Genomic DNA, 15,909 nt, shown 5'->3' with positions numbered 1-15,909 from the left:
TCATCGCAGGCAAGCCAGCTCCCACAGTTGGAATGCGATCAAATGTGGGAGCCGGGCTCGCCCGCGATGAGGTCGGCACAGGCGCCACACACTTCAGTGCCTGATCAGTTTTTCCCGCACCAACCCGGCCTCCTGCTGATCCAATTCCAATAGCACTTGCTGCTTGCCGGCAATCTCCACCGCAGCCGGCAAACCGTCCCGGTAAACCAGCCGATTACCGCTCAACGCTGGCACCTTGCTCCCCGGTAGCAGCGTGCCCACCAGGTTCAGCGGGTCGGCGCCGCACACCGCAATCAAGCTTCCATCATGAGGCCGCCGCCGAACTTCCCGCAGCAGCGGGATCGCTTCCGGCAACGCAAACTGTTCCCCGGCCAGGCCACTGACAAACCGCCCGCCGCGAATCTCGCCCCGGGCTTCCAGCCGATGGAAGGTGCGCAGCAATTCACGCCAACTGGGCAGCCAATCCGCCTCACGCTCCAGCAGGCGCCAGAACACCACGCCGTAGCGGCGGAGCAAGGTCATCGCCACATGCTCCAGTGTCTCGGCCGAGTGAGACGCCGGGCGGGTGCCGTCCGCCACCGGAGCCCGTCGTACCAGCGCCCAACGCCCGGCATCGTCCATCCCGCCCACAAACGCCCCGCGCCCGCGCCGACTGCTGCGGGCCTGGCGTTTGCTCGCGGGGGTAGTCAGTGCGCGCAGGCCGGCGAAGCTGTCGGCGTTCGCCAGCCCGGCGCCCACCAGTTCCTGCAAGGCGGTTTCCAGTTCGCTGCGCAGCAGATGGGCTTCGTGGATCAACTCATCGAAAAACAGCGCACCGTTTTCCCGCAGCGCCTGATGGACCTTCTGTGCCTTGGGCGACAGCTCGGCGCTGTCAGGCGCCTCGGTCAGCCCACTCCACAACGGCACCTGGCTGCGGGGCAACAGCACCACTGGCGTGCTGCGCAGAGCGGTTGCGCCGGCCTTGTTGCTCAGGCGTGTCCACACCACCTTGCCGCTGCGGCACAAATCGTCCAGCCAACTCGGCGAGTAATCCTTGATCCGTGCGCTGAGCAAATCGCTGTCCCAAGCCGACGTGGCGGCGGCGTAGCCTTCGAACTGCGCGACGACCTGCGGCAACACCGCGCTGCCCTGGCCGCGAGTGCCGTCTGACAGGTGCTGCCAGTCGAACAGGAACCGCATGAAATCCTGCAACGCCACCGGTTCGATTTCCCGGCGCAGGCGCTTGACCGTGTAGCGGTGAATGCGCGCCAGCAGGTGGCGCTCGCACCATTGTTCGTCGCTGGCGCCCGGGCTGAAGCGGCCGCGCAGCACGTAGCCTTCGCTTTCCAACCGTGCGAGTGCCTGGGACACGTCGGCCACCGGCAAGGCCAGGGGCGCGGCGATCTGGATCAAGGTCAACGGGCCGAAGCCGCTCAGGCGCGCCCGCAGCACTTCCACCAGGGCTTCGTCGAAGGTCCAGGGTTCATCGAAACCCGGCAACAACGGCAGGTCATTCGGATAGATCGCGGTCAAGCAACTCAAGCGTTCCAGGGCCACCCAAACTGCCCGGTCGGTGCCGATTTGCAAGCGGCTGGCCCGCCCACCGTCAGCCAGGGCGTGCAGCCATTCGCCCCACTGCGGCGTGACTTCCGATTCAGCGATGCATGCCAGGCTCATCAACGCCTCATGCATCTCGTCCAGGCCATTGGGTGCCGGCCAGGCTTCCTCGCACACACCGGCAATCGCCTCGGCATCCAGCGCGCCGAGGTCGTCGGTGCTTTGCGGGTCGCTCCAGCGCCGGTTGAGCACGGCCTGGGTGCGGCGCTCTTCCAGCGGCGCATCGTCGAGAAAGGTGTAGGGGCGGGCGCTGAGAATCTCTGCCGCCAGGGGCGAGGGGGCCGGCAGATCGCGGCTGATCAGGCGGATGTCACCGCGCTCCATGCGCCGCAGCAGGGCCAGCCAGCCTTCGCTGTCCATGGCCTCGTGCAGGCAGTCGTCGAGGGTTTGCTCCACCAGCGGATGCTCGGGCACTTCGCGCTCGCCGGCGAGGTTTTCCAGGCACGCTATCTGGTCGGGGAACACGCTGGCGATCAGGTCTTCACTCTTCATGCGCTGGATCTGCGGCGCCACTTTGCGCCCGCCGGTATAGCGCGGCAGTGCCAGGGCCACCCCGGCATTCCAGCGCCAGCGCACGCCGAACAGCGGCGCATCCAGCACGGCCTGGATCAGGATGTGCTCGGCCGTGTTGCTGTTGAGGTAGCGCCACACTTCGTCCAGCTCAAAGCTGTGGCTGGTGGACAGCGACAACACGATCGCATCCTCGCTGGCGGCGGCTTGCAGTTCGAAGTTGAAGGTGCGGCAAAAACGCTTGCGCAACGCCAGGCCCCAGGCGCGGTTGATGCGGCTGCCGAACGGCGTGTGGATGATCAGTTGAGTGCCGCCGGACTCGTCGAAAAACCGCTCCATGATCAACGTGTCCTGGGACGGCAACGCGCTCAATGCCAGCCGCGCCCGCGCCAGGTAATCCACCAGTTGTTCGGCGCTGGCGAGGTTCAATCCGAGGCTGCCGGTCAGCCAGTCGAGCGCCGGTTGCAGGTTACCCGGGGTGGCGGCGAGCAACTCGTCGAGTTGCCCCTGCAATCGCGCCACGGCAAACGATAACTCCGCACTGCGCCCCGGCGCTTCACCGAGCCAGAACGGAATGGTCGGTGGCTGGCCATGGGCATCTTCGACCCGCACCTTGCCGGTTTCCACCCGCAGGATGCGGTAGGAGGTATTGCCCAGCTGGAAGATATCCCCGGCGATGCTTTCCACCGCGAAGTCTTCGTTGACGCTGCCGATGTTCAGGCTTTGCGGCTCCAGCAGCACGCTGTAGTCGGCGTTGTCGGGGATGGTGCCGCCGCTGGTCACGGCGGTGAGCTTGGCGCCACGCCGGCCGCGCAGGGTGCGGGTGATGGCGTCGCGGTGCAGGTAGGCGCTGCGGATGCCCTGGCGGCCGTTGTAGCCTTCGGCGAGCATTTGCAGGAGCGCCTGGTAGTGGCGTTCATCGAGCCCGGCGTAGGGCGCGGCGCGGCGAATCAGCGTGAGCAGCGCCTGCTCCTGCCATTCCTGGCAGCTGACTTCGGCGATGATCTGCTGGGCCAGCACATCCAGCGGCGCGACCGGGATCAGCAAGGTGTCCAGCTCGCCCCGGCGCACGCAGTCGAGGAGGGCGGCGCACTCGATCAGGTCGTCGCGGGTGGTGGCGAACAACCGGCCCTTGGGCGTGCCGCCGACCTGGTGCCCGGACCGTCCGACGCGTTGCAGGAAACCGTTGATCGAGCCGGGCGAGCCGATCTGGCACACCAAATCGACATCGCCGATATCGATCCCCAGTTCCAGGGACGCGGTGGCGATCAGCACTTGTAGCTCCCCGGCCTTGAGCCGTTGTTCGGCGTCCAGGCGCAGTTCTTTGGCGAGGCTGCCGTGGTGGGCGGCGACGGCGGTTTTGCCCAGGCGCTCGCTCAAGTGCCGGGCCAGGCGTTCGGCCAGGCGCCGGGTGTTGACGAAAATCAGCGTGGTGCGGTGTTGCCTGGCCAGTTCGGCGAGGCGGTCGTAGACCAGATCCCACACGTCGTTGGCCATCACGGCCGACAGCGGCACTGGCGGCACTTCGATATCCAGGTCCCGTGGGCGTGCGTGGCCGATATCGACGATTGCACAGGGCCGGTCGGTGCCCACCAGAAAGCGCGACACCGCTTCGATGGGCTTTTGCGTGGCCGACAGGCCGATGCGGGTCAGTGGCTCGTGGCACAGGCCCTGCAAGCGTTCCAGCGTCAGGGCCAGGTGGCTGCCGCGTTTGCTGGCGGCGATGGCATGGATTTCGTCGACGATCACTGTGCGGATGCTGGCGAGCATCTGTCGGCCGGAGTCCGAGCCCAGCAGCACGTAGAGCGATTCCGGGGTGGTGACCAGGATATGCGGCGGGTGCTTGCGCATCAGGGCGCGGTCTTTCTGCGGGGTGTCGCCGGTACGCACGGCGGTGCGGATCGCCAGCGGCGGCAGGCCCAGGCGCTGCAGGTGCTCGGTGATGCCGGCCAGCGGGTTTTGCAGGTTGATCTGGATGTCGTTGGACAAGGCCTTCAGTGGCGAGACGTAAACCACCAGGGTCTGGTCTGGCAGTTGGCCGCCATTGGCCAGGCCTTGATGCACAAGGTCATCCAGCACGGCGAGAAAGGCCGTGAGGGTCTTGCCAGAGCCGGTGGGCGCGGCGATCAGGGTCGAGCGGCGCTGGCGGATCAGCGGCCACGCCTGGGCCTGGGCGGCGGTCACCGACGGGAACGTGCTGCGGAACCAGGTGCTGACGGCGGGGTGGAAACCGTTCAAGACCGTGTCCGTTGATTCAGGAAGGTTCATGGGGCAATCCTACCTTATTGGGGCCGCTGCGCAGCCCAGCGCGGGGCAAGCCCGCTCACCACACTGCAACCCCGCACTTTATAAGTGACGGTTGCGCTACAAACCCGCAAAATGCAACGATTCTGGCAAATGCCAACGGCATGGCTCACAAGCCTGTCGATAATAACCATCGTTCCAAACAGACCGGGCCTGCTCAATCTATGCGAATGCGCCTTATGTTACTGGGCGGCGGGAATGCCCTCGGGCAGGCGCTGATTCGCCTCGGCGCGGAGGAAGACATCGGCTTCCTCGCCCCGCGCCCGCCCCAAGACGGCTGGGATGCCGCGAGTCTCACGCAACTGCTCGACGACACCCGTCCCGATGCCTTGATCAATCTCGCCTATTACTTCGACTGGTTTCAGGCGGAGACGGTCAGCGAGACGCGTCTGGCCGCGCAGGAATACGCCATCGAGCGCCTGGCCGAACTGTGCCAGCACCACAGCATCACCTTGCTGCAACCGTCCAGTTACCGCGTGTTCGATGGCTCCCGCGCCACGGCCTACAGCGAAAAAGACGAACCCGTACCGTTAGGCCTGCGTGGCCAGGCGTTGTGGCGCATCGAGCAGAGCGTACGCGCCACCTGCCCGCAACACGTGCTGTTGCGCTTTGGCTGGCTGCTGGATGACAGCGTCGACGGCACCCTCGGGCGTTTCCTGGCCCGTGCCGAAAAACCAGACGAATTGCTGATGGCCGACGACCGCCGGGGCAACCCGACGCCGGTGGACGACGCTGCCCGGGTGATCATCTCGGTGCTCAAGCAACTCGATTGCGCAGCGCCGTTGTGGGGCACTTACCACTACGCCGGCCACGAAGCGACCACGCCGCTGGCGCTGGGGCAGGCGATCCTCACCGAGGCGCGCAACTTCCACCCGCTGGCCGTGGAAGCGCCAACCGCCCAGGCCCACGCCGCGCGCCCGGATGCGGCCGATGAACCGCAGCACGCGGTGCTGGCCTGCAAGAAAATCCTCCACACCTTCGGCATCAAGCCACGGGCCTGGCGGGCCGGGCTGCCGGCATTGCTCGACCGGTTTTACCGACATAGCTGAAAACAACACAAAGCAAAATGTGGGAGCGGTTTGTGTGGGAGCCGGGCTTGCCCGCGATGCAGTCAACTCGGTTTGTCAGTTACACCGAGGTGATGCTATCGCAGGCAAGCCAGCTCCCACACAAACCCCTCCCACATTTCGTTAGGCGGCGTTGCTTAAAGCGTGTTTAGAACTTGTAGCCAATACCCACCATGTAAACCATCGGGTCCACATCCACGTTGACCTTGGCCCGAGTGCCCTGGCCCAGGGCGTTGTTGTCCACGGTGGCCTTGGTGCTGATGTCGATGTAGCGCGCCTGGGCGTTGATCATCCACTTGTCGTTGATCATGTAGTCCGCACCGATCTGCGCGGCCCAGCCCCATGAGTTTTCAGCCTTGAAGTTGCTGAAGCCGGCCTCTTGGGCGCGACCGCCGACGTGTTCGTCGTAGATCCAGGTGTAGTTGATACCGGCGCCCACATACGGCTGGAACGCCGACTTGCTGTCCAGCGGGTAGTACACGACGCTCAGGGTCGGCGGCAGGTGTTTGAGCGAGCCGAGCTTGCCGTTGGCGGCGCCCAGCGCGGTGTTCTTGATCTTCACATCGTGCTCGAACGGCGTGGCCGCCAGCAGTTCGATACCCCAGTGGCTGGTGAACATGTAGGCGAAGTTCAAGCCCAGTTGGGTGTCGCTGCTCATGGTCGCCTTGCCGCCCAGGTTGGTCCCGGCCAGCGGGCCCTGGTCAACCTTGACACTGCTGCTGTCCGCTTTCGGGTTGACGGTGATGGCACCGGCGCGAATCAGGATGTCGCCCGCTTCGTGAGCATGGGCAACGGGGGCAACGAGGGCGAGCGCGACAAGCGACGCGCCGAGCAGGGACTTGTTCATGGGAGCTCCAAAGGACGTTATTAATTGCTTGTGTCCAATGGTAAAGATCGTAACGTTCGAGCTTTTGACTCAGCTCAATGAAAGCGCAATCACGGGTTATTCCTGCAACTCGTACACGTAGATCTTGTCGGCATCCATCTGGTAACCGGCATCCGCCAGTTCGCTGCTGGACGGTTTGACCTGCATCTGGCCTTCGATCCAGTACGGTTGATACAGCTCGTCGAGCTTCACGCCGATCTCGCTTTTCACATGCACGATCTGGTTTGACGGCGGTGGCGGCACGTGGATGCAGGCGCCGAAATACGGCACCAGCAGAAACTCCGTGGTGCGGCCTTCTTCGCTGACTTCCAGCGGCACGATATAGCCCGGCAGGCGGATGTGCTTACCGTCCAGGCTCTGTACGACTGGCGCGTTGGGCAGGTCTTGCTTGGCGGCCGGCGCAGACTCCACCGACAGCGCATCCGCCATGCCCGACAAGTCGTGCAGCGGTTTCATGTTGGGGATTTCCGGTGGCGCGCCCGGCGGGATCATCTCCTGCCACGACAGGTCCTTGGGCTGCTCTTCAGCCCAGGCGGGCAGGGCCACCAGCAGTAACAACGCAAGCACGACGCGACGCATCAACAGCTTCCTCATAAACGTATCGACAGGCCATCGGCCAACGATTGCCGGTAGGCGCGCCAGGCCGGCACGCTGCCCATCAGCAGGGCGGCGACGAGAATACCGCCGAGCAAGGTCCATTCATATTCGCTCGGCAGCGACAGCGGCAGATCCAGCCCGTAGTTGGCCTGCAAATACCCGCGCGACGCGGCGATGCACACGTACAACAGCCCGACACCGGCGATCACGCCCGACAACGCCAGGGCGAACGCTTCAAAGATCAGCAAGGTCGCGATGTGCCAGGGCCGCGCGCCCACCGACCGCAGGATCGCCATTTCCCGGCGCCGCTCATTGAGGCTGGTGAGGATCGCGGTGAGCATGCCGATCAAACCGGTCAGCACCACGAACAGCGAGATCACGAACAGCGCTTTTTCGGCGGTGCCCATCATGCTCCACAGCTCTTGCAGCGCCACGCCCGGCAGGATCGCCAGCATCGGTTCGCCACGGAATTCGTTGATCTCCCGTTGCAGGGCGAAGGTGGAAATCTTGTTGTTCAGGCCGAGCATGAACGCGGTGATGGCTTGCGGCGTCAGGTCCATGTTGCGGGCCTGGTCGGCGCTGATGCGGCCTTTGCCCTGGGCCGGTACGCCGTTGTGCCAGTCGATGTGAATCGCTTCCATGCCGCCGAGGCTGATATGCAGCGTGCGGTCCACCGGGGTGCCGGTGCGCTTGAGAATACCGACCACGGTGAACGGCTTGTCATCGTGCTTGACCAGGCTGACCACCGCCACGCCGTGAGCCAGCACCAGCTTGTCGCCGAGTTTGTAATGCAGCGCATCGGCCACTTCGGCGCCGAGTACCACTTCAAAGGGATCGGTGGCAAAGGCGCGACCGCTGGCGAGTTCGAGGTTTTGCCGGCGGCCGTATTGGTAGTGTTCGAAATAGGATTCGTTGGTGCCCATCACGCGGTAGCCGCGGTGGGAGTCGCCGAGGGAAATCGGGATCGCCCATTTCACCTGCGGGTTGGCGGCGAAATGCTCGTAGCTGTCCCAGCGAATGTTGTTGGTGGCATTGCCGATGCGGAACACCGAATACAGCAGCAAGTTGACCGAGCCGGAGCGCGCGCCGACGATCAGGTCGGTGCCGCTGATGGTGCTGGCGAAACTGGCGCGGGCTTCGGTGCGTACCCGTTCCACTGCCAGCAACAGGCACACCGACAGGGCGATGGCGAAGGCGGTGAGGATCGCGGTAAAGCGGCGGTTAGCCAGGCTGGCCATGGCTAGACGAAACAAATACATCTCAAACCTCTACGGGCGTGGCGGCGCGATTGAGTTCGGCCAGCGACAGGTTGCGGTCGAACAGCGGCGCCAGGCTCTGGTCATGGCTGACGAACAACAGGCTGGCGCCTGCTTCGCGGCATTCGGCGAACAGCAACTGGATGAAGGCTTCCCGGGCGTCGTAGTCCAGGGCTGAAGTCGGCTCGTCGGCGATCACCAGTTCCGGCTGGCCGATCAGCGCGCGGGCGGCGGCCACTCGTTGTTGCTGGCCGATGGACAGGGAATCGGCGCGGCGCTCCAGCAGGTTTTTGTCCTTCAGGCCCAGGTGGGCGAGCAGGGTCGCGGCGGCCTGGTCGACGCTGCCGTGACGCTGGATCGCCCGCTGTGCCCGCAGCTTGGAGAAGTGGCAGGGCAGCTCGACGTTCTCGCGTACGGAGAGAAACGGCAGCAGGTTGAACTGCTGGAAGATGTAGCCGGTGTGGTCGACGCGAAAGCGGTCGCGGGCGCCGGCCGAAAGTTCGGTCAGCTCCTGGCCGAGCAGGCGAATACTGCCGCGACTGGGCTTTTGCACACCGCCCAACAGGCCCAGCAGGGTAGTCTTGCCGCTGCCGCTGGGGCCCTTGAGGAACAGGGTTTCCCCCGGCTCCAGGCGAAACGCCGGGATGTCCAGCAACTGTGGGTGACCGGGCCAGTTGAAGCCCAGGTCAGACAGTTCGATAAGTGCTTGGGTCATAAGGAATCAGTGATCTGGCTCGATTTAAATGATGACACTGATCAACTGTGGGAGCTGGCTTGCCTGCGATGGCATCGCCGCGGTGTTTCAGAAAAACCGAGGCGTTTGCATCGCAGGCAAGCCAGCTCCCACATTAACCGGGGCATGAACTCAGAATTTCAGGGTAGCTGCCTGCGCCGTCGCTTCCACACCCTGCTGGCCGTTCGGGCCAATGAGTTGTACCTGAATTTTCTGGGTGGCGGGGAAGGTCTTGAACACCTGGGTCAGGTCGAGGTTGCTCAACGCGGTCGGCGTGGCGCAGGTGAACTGGTAGTGAGCGTGAATTTCGCTGTGGTCGTGATGATGTTCGTGGGCGGCGGCGCCTTTGCCGTCGGTGGCGTGGTCGTCATCGTCGTCGTCATGGTCGGCTTCAGGTTTGTCGCCAAACAGCGGGCTGTTCAGCTCCTGGGTGCTGATCACACAGCCGGCGGCCTTGGGCAGGCTGAACAGCACCAACGGTTGCTCCAGTTGCTTGCGGGCAGCGGCGACCTTGGCTTTGTCGCCAGCCGTGGTGGCCAGGTGTTCGAAACCCACCAGGTTCATCGCCGGGCTGTCCAGTTCCAGCTCCAGGGCCTGGCCGTCGAGCACCGCGTTGAGGCGGCCCACACCGTGTTCGTGGGCACCGAGGCTGCCGTGCTCGTGGTCATGGTCGTGCTCGTCGGCAGCCTGGGCGATGGCCAGTGGCAACAGGGCAAACGGCAAAGCGAGCAGCAAACGGCGCATGGTGGAGCTCCCGAACAAAGATGAAAGTTTTGTTATGTGATCTTATAACAATTTTGCGACGAGTTTGACCGCCTGCTTGGCGTAGCGCAAGACGCGTGGGAGCATGCTTGTCAGAAAAGTGCGGGAGTGAGTGCGATGTTGAGAATTCGTGGAACCGTGGGTGACCTGCCGGTGGACTTGACCCTGGAGCTGGACGACGGTGACTGGGCCCGGCTGGGCGCGCAGTTGCAGACCAGCAAGGCACCGAGTGTCGAGCCCGTGGTGGCGCCGGCGGCGGGCAACCTGGACGAGAGCCTGTGGCAGGCCGCCCAGGACTTGCTGCGCAAGGCCGGGCAACTCAACGGGCTGGAATTGCTCGATCAGCTGGAAGGATTGGCCGGCAGCGCCTCGGCGGGCAAGCGCCTGCTGGTGCGCCTGCGCCATAGCGCCAAGGTCAAGGTGGCCAGCGGCGGGGATACGCCGCTGTACAGCTGGATCGAGTAAGGATCAGTACAGCGCGGCGAACAGCTTGCGGCGGTAAACCGTGACAAGCGGGTGATCGTTGCCCAGCAATTCGAACACCTGCAACAGCGTCTTGTGGGGCAGGCCTTCGCTGTAGCTGCGGTTGCGGATGAACAGCTTGAGCAAGCCGTCCAGCGCGGCGTCGTATTGCTGGCGCGCCAGTTGCTGCACGGCCAGCTGATACACCGCCTCGTCATCCTGCGGGTTTTGCGCCAGGCGGGCTTTCAAGTCTGCGGCGTCCGGCAGGTCGGCGGCCTGGCGCAAGAAGGTGATCTGCGCCTTGGCGCCGGCCAGGGCGGCTTTGTGATCATCGCTCTTGACCGCGTCGAGCACGGTTTGCGCTTCATTCAGCTCGCCGCGTTCAGCCAGGCAGCGCGCGTACAGAATCAGCGCGGCGGCGTTGGTGTTGTCTTCGCCCAGCAGGGTGACCAGCACGGCCTCGGCGTCGGTGATACGGCCTTCGGCAAACAACGCCTGGGCCTGCTCCAGCGGATCGGCAGCCGCCGGCGGGGGCATTTGCACGTGCGGCTCCAGCATCGCGCGCACGGCAGACTCGGGTTGCGCACCGGCAAACCCGTCGACCGGCTGGCCATCCTTGAACAGCACCACCGTCGGCAAGCTGCGAATGCCAAAGCGCGAGACCACGTCCGGCTCGGCATCGCAATCGACCTTGGCCAGCAGCAACTCACCCTGATAGCTCTCGGCGATCTGCGCGAGCATCGGCATCAACGCCTTGCACGGCGCGCACCACTCGGCCCAGAAATCCACCAGCACGGGTTTTTCGAAAGAGTTCTGGATCACCGCCTGGTCAAACGTGGCGGTGGTGGCGTCGAAGATGTACGGCGTGGGCTCACTCATGGGGTATCTCGAAGAAAGCAGGGGATGGGGCAACTATAAGGGTTGGTGGGGTTGGCTGAAAGCGGGGCGGTCTCAGGATCGCTATCGCAGGCAAGCCAGCTCCCACAGGGGAATGCATTTCAAATGTGGGAGCGGGCTTGCCCGCGATGCTCTCAAGCGCGCTGCGAATGGTACAGGCTCACCTTGCGAAACTCCCAGGGCTCGGCCAGGTCGGGCAGGGTCAGGGCGTCGAGGATTTCCAGGCGCTGGTAGTCCGGGTGCTGGAAGTCCCGAACCCGGGAATCGGCGACCAGCGCTTCGCGGCCCCGGGTGAGGAACTGGTCCAGCAGCGGCAGGTTCGCCCGGTCGTACAGCACATCGGCGACCAGGATCAGGTCAAACCGGTCGGCTTCGGCGAAGAAGTCTTCTGAATAGCCCAGTGTTACGCCGTTGAGTTCGGCATTCGCCCGGCAGGCGGCCAGGGCCAGTGGATCAAGGTCGCATGCCACCACTTCCAGCGCTCCGGCCTTTACCGCAGCAATCCCGGCAACGCCTGAACCTGCGCCAAAATCCAGCACCCGCTTGCCCGCGACCCACGCGGGATTGGCCGCCAGGTATCGTGCCAGCGCCAAACCGCTGGCCCAGCAAAAGCTCCAGTACGGCGGCTCATGCAGGATGCGTCGGGTTTCTTCGGGGCTGAAGGCGCGGTCCATGTTGTCGGCGTCCAGCAGCCACAGCGACAACGCGGTGCCCGGCAGCGGGCAGGGCACCAGTTGGGCATCGCCGATCAGGTCGCTGAGGGCGCGTTGCAAGTCCAGCGGTGGCGTCATGGTGCGGGAACGAGTTGCAGCGGGCCGGTGGTCTGGGTGATCGCTTGGGTGATGCGTACGGGCGGCAGGTGCAGGATCAACTGGCCGGACTGGCTGGCGCGGCCACGCAGCTCAACGCGTCCGCCTGCCGGGAAAGCCTCGGGGTTGAAGCGCAGGCGGAACGCCAACGGCTTGTTGTTGCCGATCAGCACGCTGCTGGCGAGCAGTTGTTGCGGGCGCGAACGGTCGTCGATCACCAGCAGCGCCAATTCGACTTCAGCCCCGGCCGGTACGCCGTTCAATTGGCCGCTGACTTCACGCTGGTAGGCGGGCAGCGGGCCGAGGTCTTCTTCCACACCCGGCAATTTTTTCTCTTGTTGCGGCGCCGGAGCGGGCGGTGCGGGTTTTGGGGTATGGCTGCTGCAGGCGACCAGGAAACCAAGCAACGTGAGTAAAACAAGTGGTCGTAACTGCATGTACGGCTCCAGAAAGGACAAAATCCGTGGCTTAAAAAATATGAAACATAATAGTCAGCCTATATACCGTAAAGGCTATGGCTTGTCTTGCCACGGGGATGCGCTACCATGGCCCTCCCATTTTTTGTTGCCTGCCACCATGCACTGTCCCTTCTGCGGTGCCAACGACACCAAGGTCATTGACTCGCGTCTGGTCGCCGAGGGCGAACAGGTGCGTCGCCGGCGTGAATGCCTGGCTTCTGGCTGCGGTGAGCGTTTCACCACCTTCGAAACCGCCGAACTGGTATTGCCACGTCTGATCAAGACCGACGGCAGTCGCCAGCCCTTCGACGAAGAAAAACTGCGCGCCGGAATGCAGCGCGCCCTGGAAAAACGCCCGGTGAGTGTCGAGCGGCTGGAAGCGGCGCTGGTGCATATCAAGCACAAGCTGCGGGCTACCGGCGAGCGCGAAGTCAAATCCCTGGTCGTTGGAGAACTGGTGATGGCCGAGCTGCAAAAGCTCGACGAAGTCGCCTATATCCGTTTCGCCTCGGTGTATCGACGCTTCCAGGACCTCAACGAGTTCCGCGAAGAGATCGACCGCCTGGCCCGTGAGCCGGTAAAAGAATGAACCCACCTTCGGCAGAACAAGCGGTGCTCGACGCCCATTACATGGCCCGTGCCCTGGAATTGGCGCGCAAGGGCCTGTACACCACGCACCCCAACCCACGGGTTGGCTGTGTGATCGTGCGTGACGGGCAAGTTGTCGGCGAAGGCTGGCACGTGCGCACCGGCGAGCCTCATGCGGAAGTCCACGCCCTGCGGGCAGCGGGCGATAAAGCCCGGGGCGCCACCGCCTACGTGACCCTTGAACCGTGCAGCCACCACGGGCACACGCCGCCGTGCGCCGATGCGCTGGTGAATGCCGGTTTGGCCCGTGTGGTCGCGGCGATGCAGGACCCGAACCCGGAAGTCGCCGGGCGTGGCATGCGTCGCCTGGCCCAGGCCGGGATCGAGACTTACAGCGGCTTGCTGGAGAATGAGGCGCGGGCGCTTAACCCGGGCTTCCTCAAGCGCATGGAACATGGCCTGCCGTTTGTGCGGGTCAAATTGGCCATGAGCCTGGACGGTCGCACCGCGATGGCCAACGGCGAAAGCCAATGGATCACCGGCCCGGCCGCCCGTGCCGCTGTGCAGCGTTTGCGGGCCCAGGCCAGTGTGGTGCTGACCGGTGCCGACACGGTGCTGGCCGATGGTGCTCGCCTGACCGTACGCGCCGCCGAGCTCGGCCTGGATGAAGAAACCACTGCCCTGGCGATGTCCCGTCCGCCGCTGCGCGTGCTGATCGACGGCCGCTTGCGGGTGCCGCTGAATGCGCCGTTCTTCAAGGCCGGCCCTGCGTTGGTCATCACCTGCGTGACGCCGGACAACCAGTACCCCACAGGCCCTGAGTGCCTGGTGGTGCCGGGTGTCGACGGCCAGGTCGACCTGCGTTCCGCGCTGGTGGCCCTGGCCGCCCGTGGCGTCAACGAAGTGCTGGTGGAAGCCGGCCCGAGTCTGGCGGGCGCCTTCGCCCAGCAAGGCCTGGTGGACGAGTACGTGATATTCGTCGCCGGCAAGTTCCTCGGCTCCGCTGCCCGGCCTTTGTTGGACTGGCCGCTTGAGAAACTGGCCGACGCCCCCCAACTCAAGATCACTGAAATGCGCGCTGTGGGCGACGACTGGCGAGTCACTGCCATTCCTGTGCCATCAGCGAGCGTATAATTCCCGGCCTGCGCCACGTCTTCAGGAGAACGGCATGTTCACCGGCATTATCGAATCCATCGGCAGCATCCGTGCAATGACCCCAAAAGGTGGCGACGTACGCCTGCTGGTTGAAACCGGCAAGCTCGACCTGAGCGACGTCAAACTGGGCGACAGCATCGCCGTCAGCGGTGTGTGCCTGACCGTCATCGAGTTGCCTGGCAACGGCTTTGCCGCCGATGTCAGCCGGGAAACCCTGGACTGCACCGCGATGAACGACCTCAAGAGCGGCAGCCCGGTGAACCTGGAAAAAGCCCTGACCCCGACCACCCGTCTCGGCGGGCACCTGGTCAGCGGCCACGTTGACGGGGTGGGCGAAGTCGTCGCCCGCAGCGAAAACGCGCGTGCCGTGGAATTCCGTATCCGCGCACCGAAAGAGCTGGCCAAGTACATCGCCCACAAAGGCTCGATCACCGTCGACGGCACCAGCCTGACCGTGAACGCCGTGAACGGCGCCGAATTTGAACTGACCATCATTCCCCACACCCTGAGCGAAACCATCATGGCGTCGTACCAGCCGGGTCGCCGGGTGAACCTGGAAGTGGACTTGCTTGCCCGTTACCTGGAGCGCCTGTTGTTGGGCGATAAGGCCGCAGAGCCGACCGGGAGTAACATCACTGAAAGTTTTTTAGCCGCTAACGGCTACCTTAAATCCTGACCCAAGGGGGTGCCGCGTGGCGCTCAACAGCATCGAAGAACTGGTTGAAGACATCCGCCAAGGCAAGATGGTCATCCTCATGGATGACGAAGACCGCGAGAATGAAGGCGACCTGATCATGGCCGCCGAGTGCTGCCAGCCGGAACACATCAACTTCATGGCCAAGCACGCCCGTGGCCTGATCTGCATGCCGATGAGCCGCGAGCGCTGCGAGCTGTTGAAGCTGCCGCTGATGGCACCGCGCAATGGTTCGGGGTTTGGCACCAAGTTCACCGTGTCCATCGAAGCCACCACCGGTGTGACCACCGGCATCTCCGCTGCTGACCGCGCCCGCACCGTACAAGCCGCCGCCGCGAAAGACGCCAAGGCTGAAGATATCGTCAGCCCCGGCCACATCTTCCCGCTGATGGCCCAACCGGGTGGCACCCTGGCCCGCGCCGGCCACACTGAAGCGGCCTGCGACCTGGCACGCATGGCCGGTTTCGAGCCGAGCGGCGTGATCTGCGAAGTGATGAACGACGACGGCACCATGTCCCGTCGCGCCGAGCTGGAAGAGTTTGCCGCGCTGCACCACATCAAAATCGGCACCATTGCCGACCTGATTCACTACCGGATGATCCACGAACGTACCGTTCAGCGGATTGCCGAGCAGCCGCTGGACAGCGAACTGGGCCAGTTCAACCTGGTGACCTATCGTGATTCCGTGGAAGGCGACGTGCACATGGCCCTGACACTGGGCACCATCTGCGCTGAAGAGCCGACCCTGGTGCGGGTGCACAACATGGACCCGCTGCGTGACCTGCTGATGGTCAAGCAACCGGGGCGCTGGAGCCTGCGGGCCGCGATGTCCGCGGTGTCCGAGGCCGGAAGCGGTGTGGTGTTGCTGCTGGGCCATCCGCTGGATGGCGACGTGTTGCTGGCGCATATCCGTGAAACCGCCGACCACGCGCCGGTGAAAAAACCGACCACCTACAGCATCGTCGGTGCCGGTTCGCAGATCCTGCGGGACCTGGGCGTGCGCAAAATGCGCCTGATGAGTGCGCCAATGAAATTTAATGCCATATCCGGTTTCGACCTGGAAGTAGTAGAATACGTGCCCTCCGAATAAAGGCCGGCGTTGTTTGCCCCTTGTTCGCGGTTCAAATATCACTGA

Annotated in this window: 15 protein-coding genes; 6 read left to right on the top strand and 9 right to left on the bottom strand. The window is 64.2% G+C overall.

Translation table 11 applies throughout. The annotated features are described in order from the left end of the window. Window positions 1–93 precede the first annotated feature (93 nt). The gene (locus tag HKK54_RS06710) at window positions 94–4,374 is read right to left on the bottom strand and encodes a DEAD/DEAH box helicase (RefSeq protein WP_169386425.1); all 4,281 of its coding nucleotides are present in this window, start codon (window positions 4,372–4,374) and stop codon (window positions 94–96) included. A gap of 200 nt (window positions 4,375–4,574) precedes the next feature. On the opposite strand from HKK54_RS06710, the gene HKK54_RS06705 reads away from it, so the two are divergent. Continuing rightward, window positions 4,575–5,459 (top strand): sugar nucleotide-binding protein, encoded by an 885-nt coding sequence (locus tag HKK54_RS06705; protein WP_010174642.1) that lies wholly within the window; start codon window positions 4,575–4,577, stop codon window positions 5,457–5,459. Between the two features lie 166 nt (window positions 5,460–5,625). Here the strand turns inward: HKK54_RS06705 and HKK54_RS06700 are convergent, their stop codons facing one another. From HKK54_RS06700 to HKK54_RS06680, 5 genes are all read right to left on the bottom strand, one after another. Next, window positions 5,626–6,324 (bottom strand): OmpW/AlkL family protein, encoded by a 699-nt coding sequence (locus HKK54_RS06700; protein ID WP_010174644.1) that lies wholly within the window; start codon window positions 6,322–6,324, stop codon window positions 5,626–5,628. 96 nt (window positions 6,325–6,420) lie between these two features. Beyond that, complete coding sequence (locus tag HKK54_RS06695; protein ID WP_169386424.1) at window positions 6,421–6,942, bottom strand: DUF3299 domain-containing protein; 522 nt, start codon at window positions 6,940–6,942, stop codon at window positions 6,421–6,423. 11 nt (window positions 6,943–6,953) lie between these two features. After that, a complete protein-coding gene (locus HKK54_RS06690) occupies window positions 6,954–8,219 on the bottom strand; it encodes an ABC transporter permease (protein WP_003210004.1) in 1,266 nt (421 codons plus the stop codon). A 1-nt stretch (window position 8,220) separates the two neighbouring features. Beyond that, window positions 8,221–8,931: an ABC transporter ATP-binding protein gene (locus HKK54_RS06685; protein WP_010174649.1), complete on the bottom strand. Its 711-nt coding sequence runs from the start codon at window positions 8,929–8,931 to the stop codon at window positions 8,221–8,223. Window positions 8,932–9,081: 150 nt separating this feature from the next. Beyond that, window positions 9,082–9,693, bottom strand: a complete 612-nt coding sequence (locus HKK54_RS06680) for a DUF2796 domain-containing protein (RefSeq protein WP_169386423.1) — start codon at window positions 9,691–9,693, stop codon at window positions 9,082–9,084. Window positions 9,694–9,828: 135 nt separating this feature from the next. Between HKK54_RS06680 and HKK54_RS06675 the strand changes: the two genes are divergently transcribed. Then, on the top strand, window positions 9,829–10,176 hold the full coding sequence (locus HKK54_RS06675; RefSeq protein ID WP_169386422.1) for a hypothetical protein: 348 nt from the start codon (window positions 9,829–9,831) through the stop codon (window positions 10,174–10,176). A gap of 3 nt (window positions 10,177–10,179) precedes the next feature. On the opposite strand, the gene trxA is transcribed toward HKK54_RS06675, so the two are convergent. The 3 genes from trxA to HKK54_RS06660 form a co-directional block, all read right to left on the bottom strand. Continuing rightward, complete coding sequence (gene trxA / locus HKK54_RS06670) at window positions 10,180–11,052, bottom strand: thioredoxin (protein ID WP_010174655.1); 873 nt, start codon at window positions 11,050–11,052, stop codon at window positions 10,180–10,182. A gap of 152 nt (window positions 11,053–11,204) precedes the next feature. After that, window positions 11,205–11,861: a class I SAM-dependent methyltransferase gene (locus HKK54_RS06665; protein ID WP_169386421.1), complete on the bottom strand. Its 657-nt coding sequence runs from the start codon at window positions 11,859–11,861 to the stop codon at window positions 11,205–11,207. Further along, the gene (locus HKK54_RS06660) at window positions 11,858–12,316 is read right to left on the bottom strand and encodes a YbaY family lipoprotein (RefSeq protein ID WP_169386420.1); all 459 of its coding nucleotides are present in this window, start codon (window positions 12,314–12,316) and stop codon (window positions 11,858–11,860) included. Before HKK54_RS06660 ends, HKK54_RS06665 begins: the two co-directional genes overlap by 4 nt. 139 nt (window positions 12,317–12,455) lie before the next feature. Here HKK54_RS06660 and nrdR point away from each other — a divergent pair, with 139 nt between their 5' ends. From nrdR to ribBA, 4 genes are read left to right on the top strand one after another with little or no spacing between them, the layout of a single operon-like run. Beyond that, window positions 12,456–12,926 (top strand): transcriptional regulator NrdR, encoded by a 471-nt coding sequence (gene nrdR / locus HKK54_RS06655; protein ID WP_010174661.1) that lies wholly within the window; start codon window positions 12,456–12,458, stop codon window positions 12,924–12,926. Beyond that, on the top strand, window positions 12,923–14,059 hold the full coding sequence (gene ribD / locus HKK54_RS06650) for a bifunctional diaminohydroxyphosphoribosylaminopyrimidine deaminase/5-amino-6-(5-phosphoribosylamino)uracil reductase RibD (protein ID WP_169386419.1): 1,137 nt from the start codon (window positions 12,923–12,925) through the stop codon (window positions 14,057–14,059). Before nrdR ends, ribD begins: the two co-directional genes overlap by 4 nt. Window positions 14,060–14,093: 34 nt before the next feature. Next, entirely contained in the window at window positions 14,094–14,756 is a 663-nt protein-coding gene (locus HKK54_RS06645; RefSeq protein WP_010174663.1) for a riboflavin synthase, read from the top strand. Window positions 14,757–14,772: 16 nt separating this feature from the next. After that, complete coding sequence (gene ribBA / locus HKK54_RS06640; protein ID WP_169386418.1) at window positions 14,773–15,864, top strand: bifunctional 3,4-dihydroxy-2-butanone-4-phosphate synthase/GTP cyclohydrolase II; 1,092 nt, start codon at window positions 14,773–14,775, stop codon at window positions 15,862–15,864. Window positions 15,865–15,909: the final 45 nt, after the last annotated feature.

Source organism: Pseudomonas sp. ADAK13 (assembly GCF_012935715.1).
Taxonomy (GTDB): Bacteria; Pseudomonadota; Gammaproteobacteria; order Pseudomonadales; family Pseudomonadaceae; genus Aquipseudomonas.
Note: the sequence above shows the minus strand (reverse complement) of the source record. Positions and strands in the feature narration are given on the sequence as shown.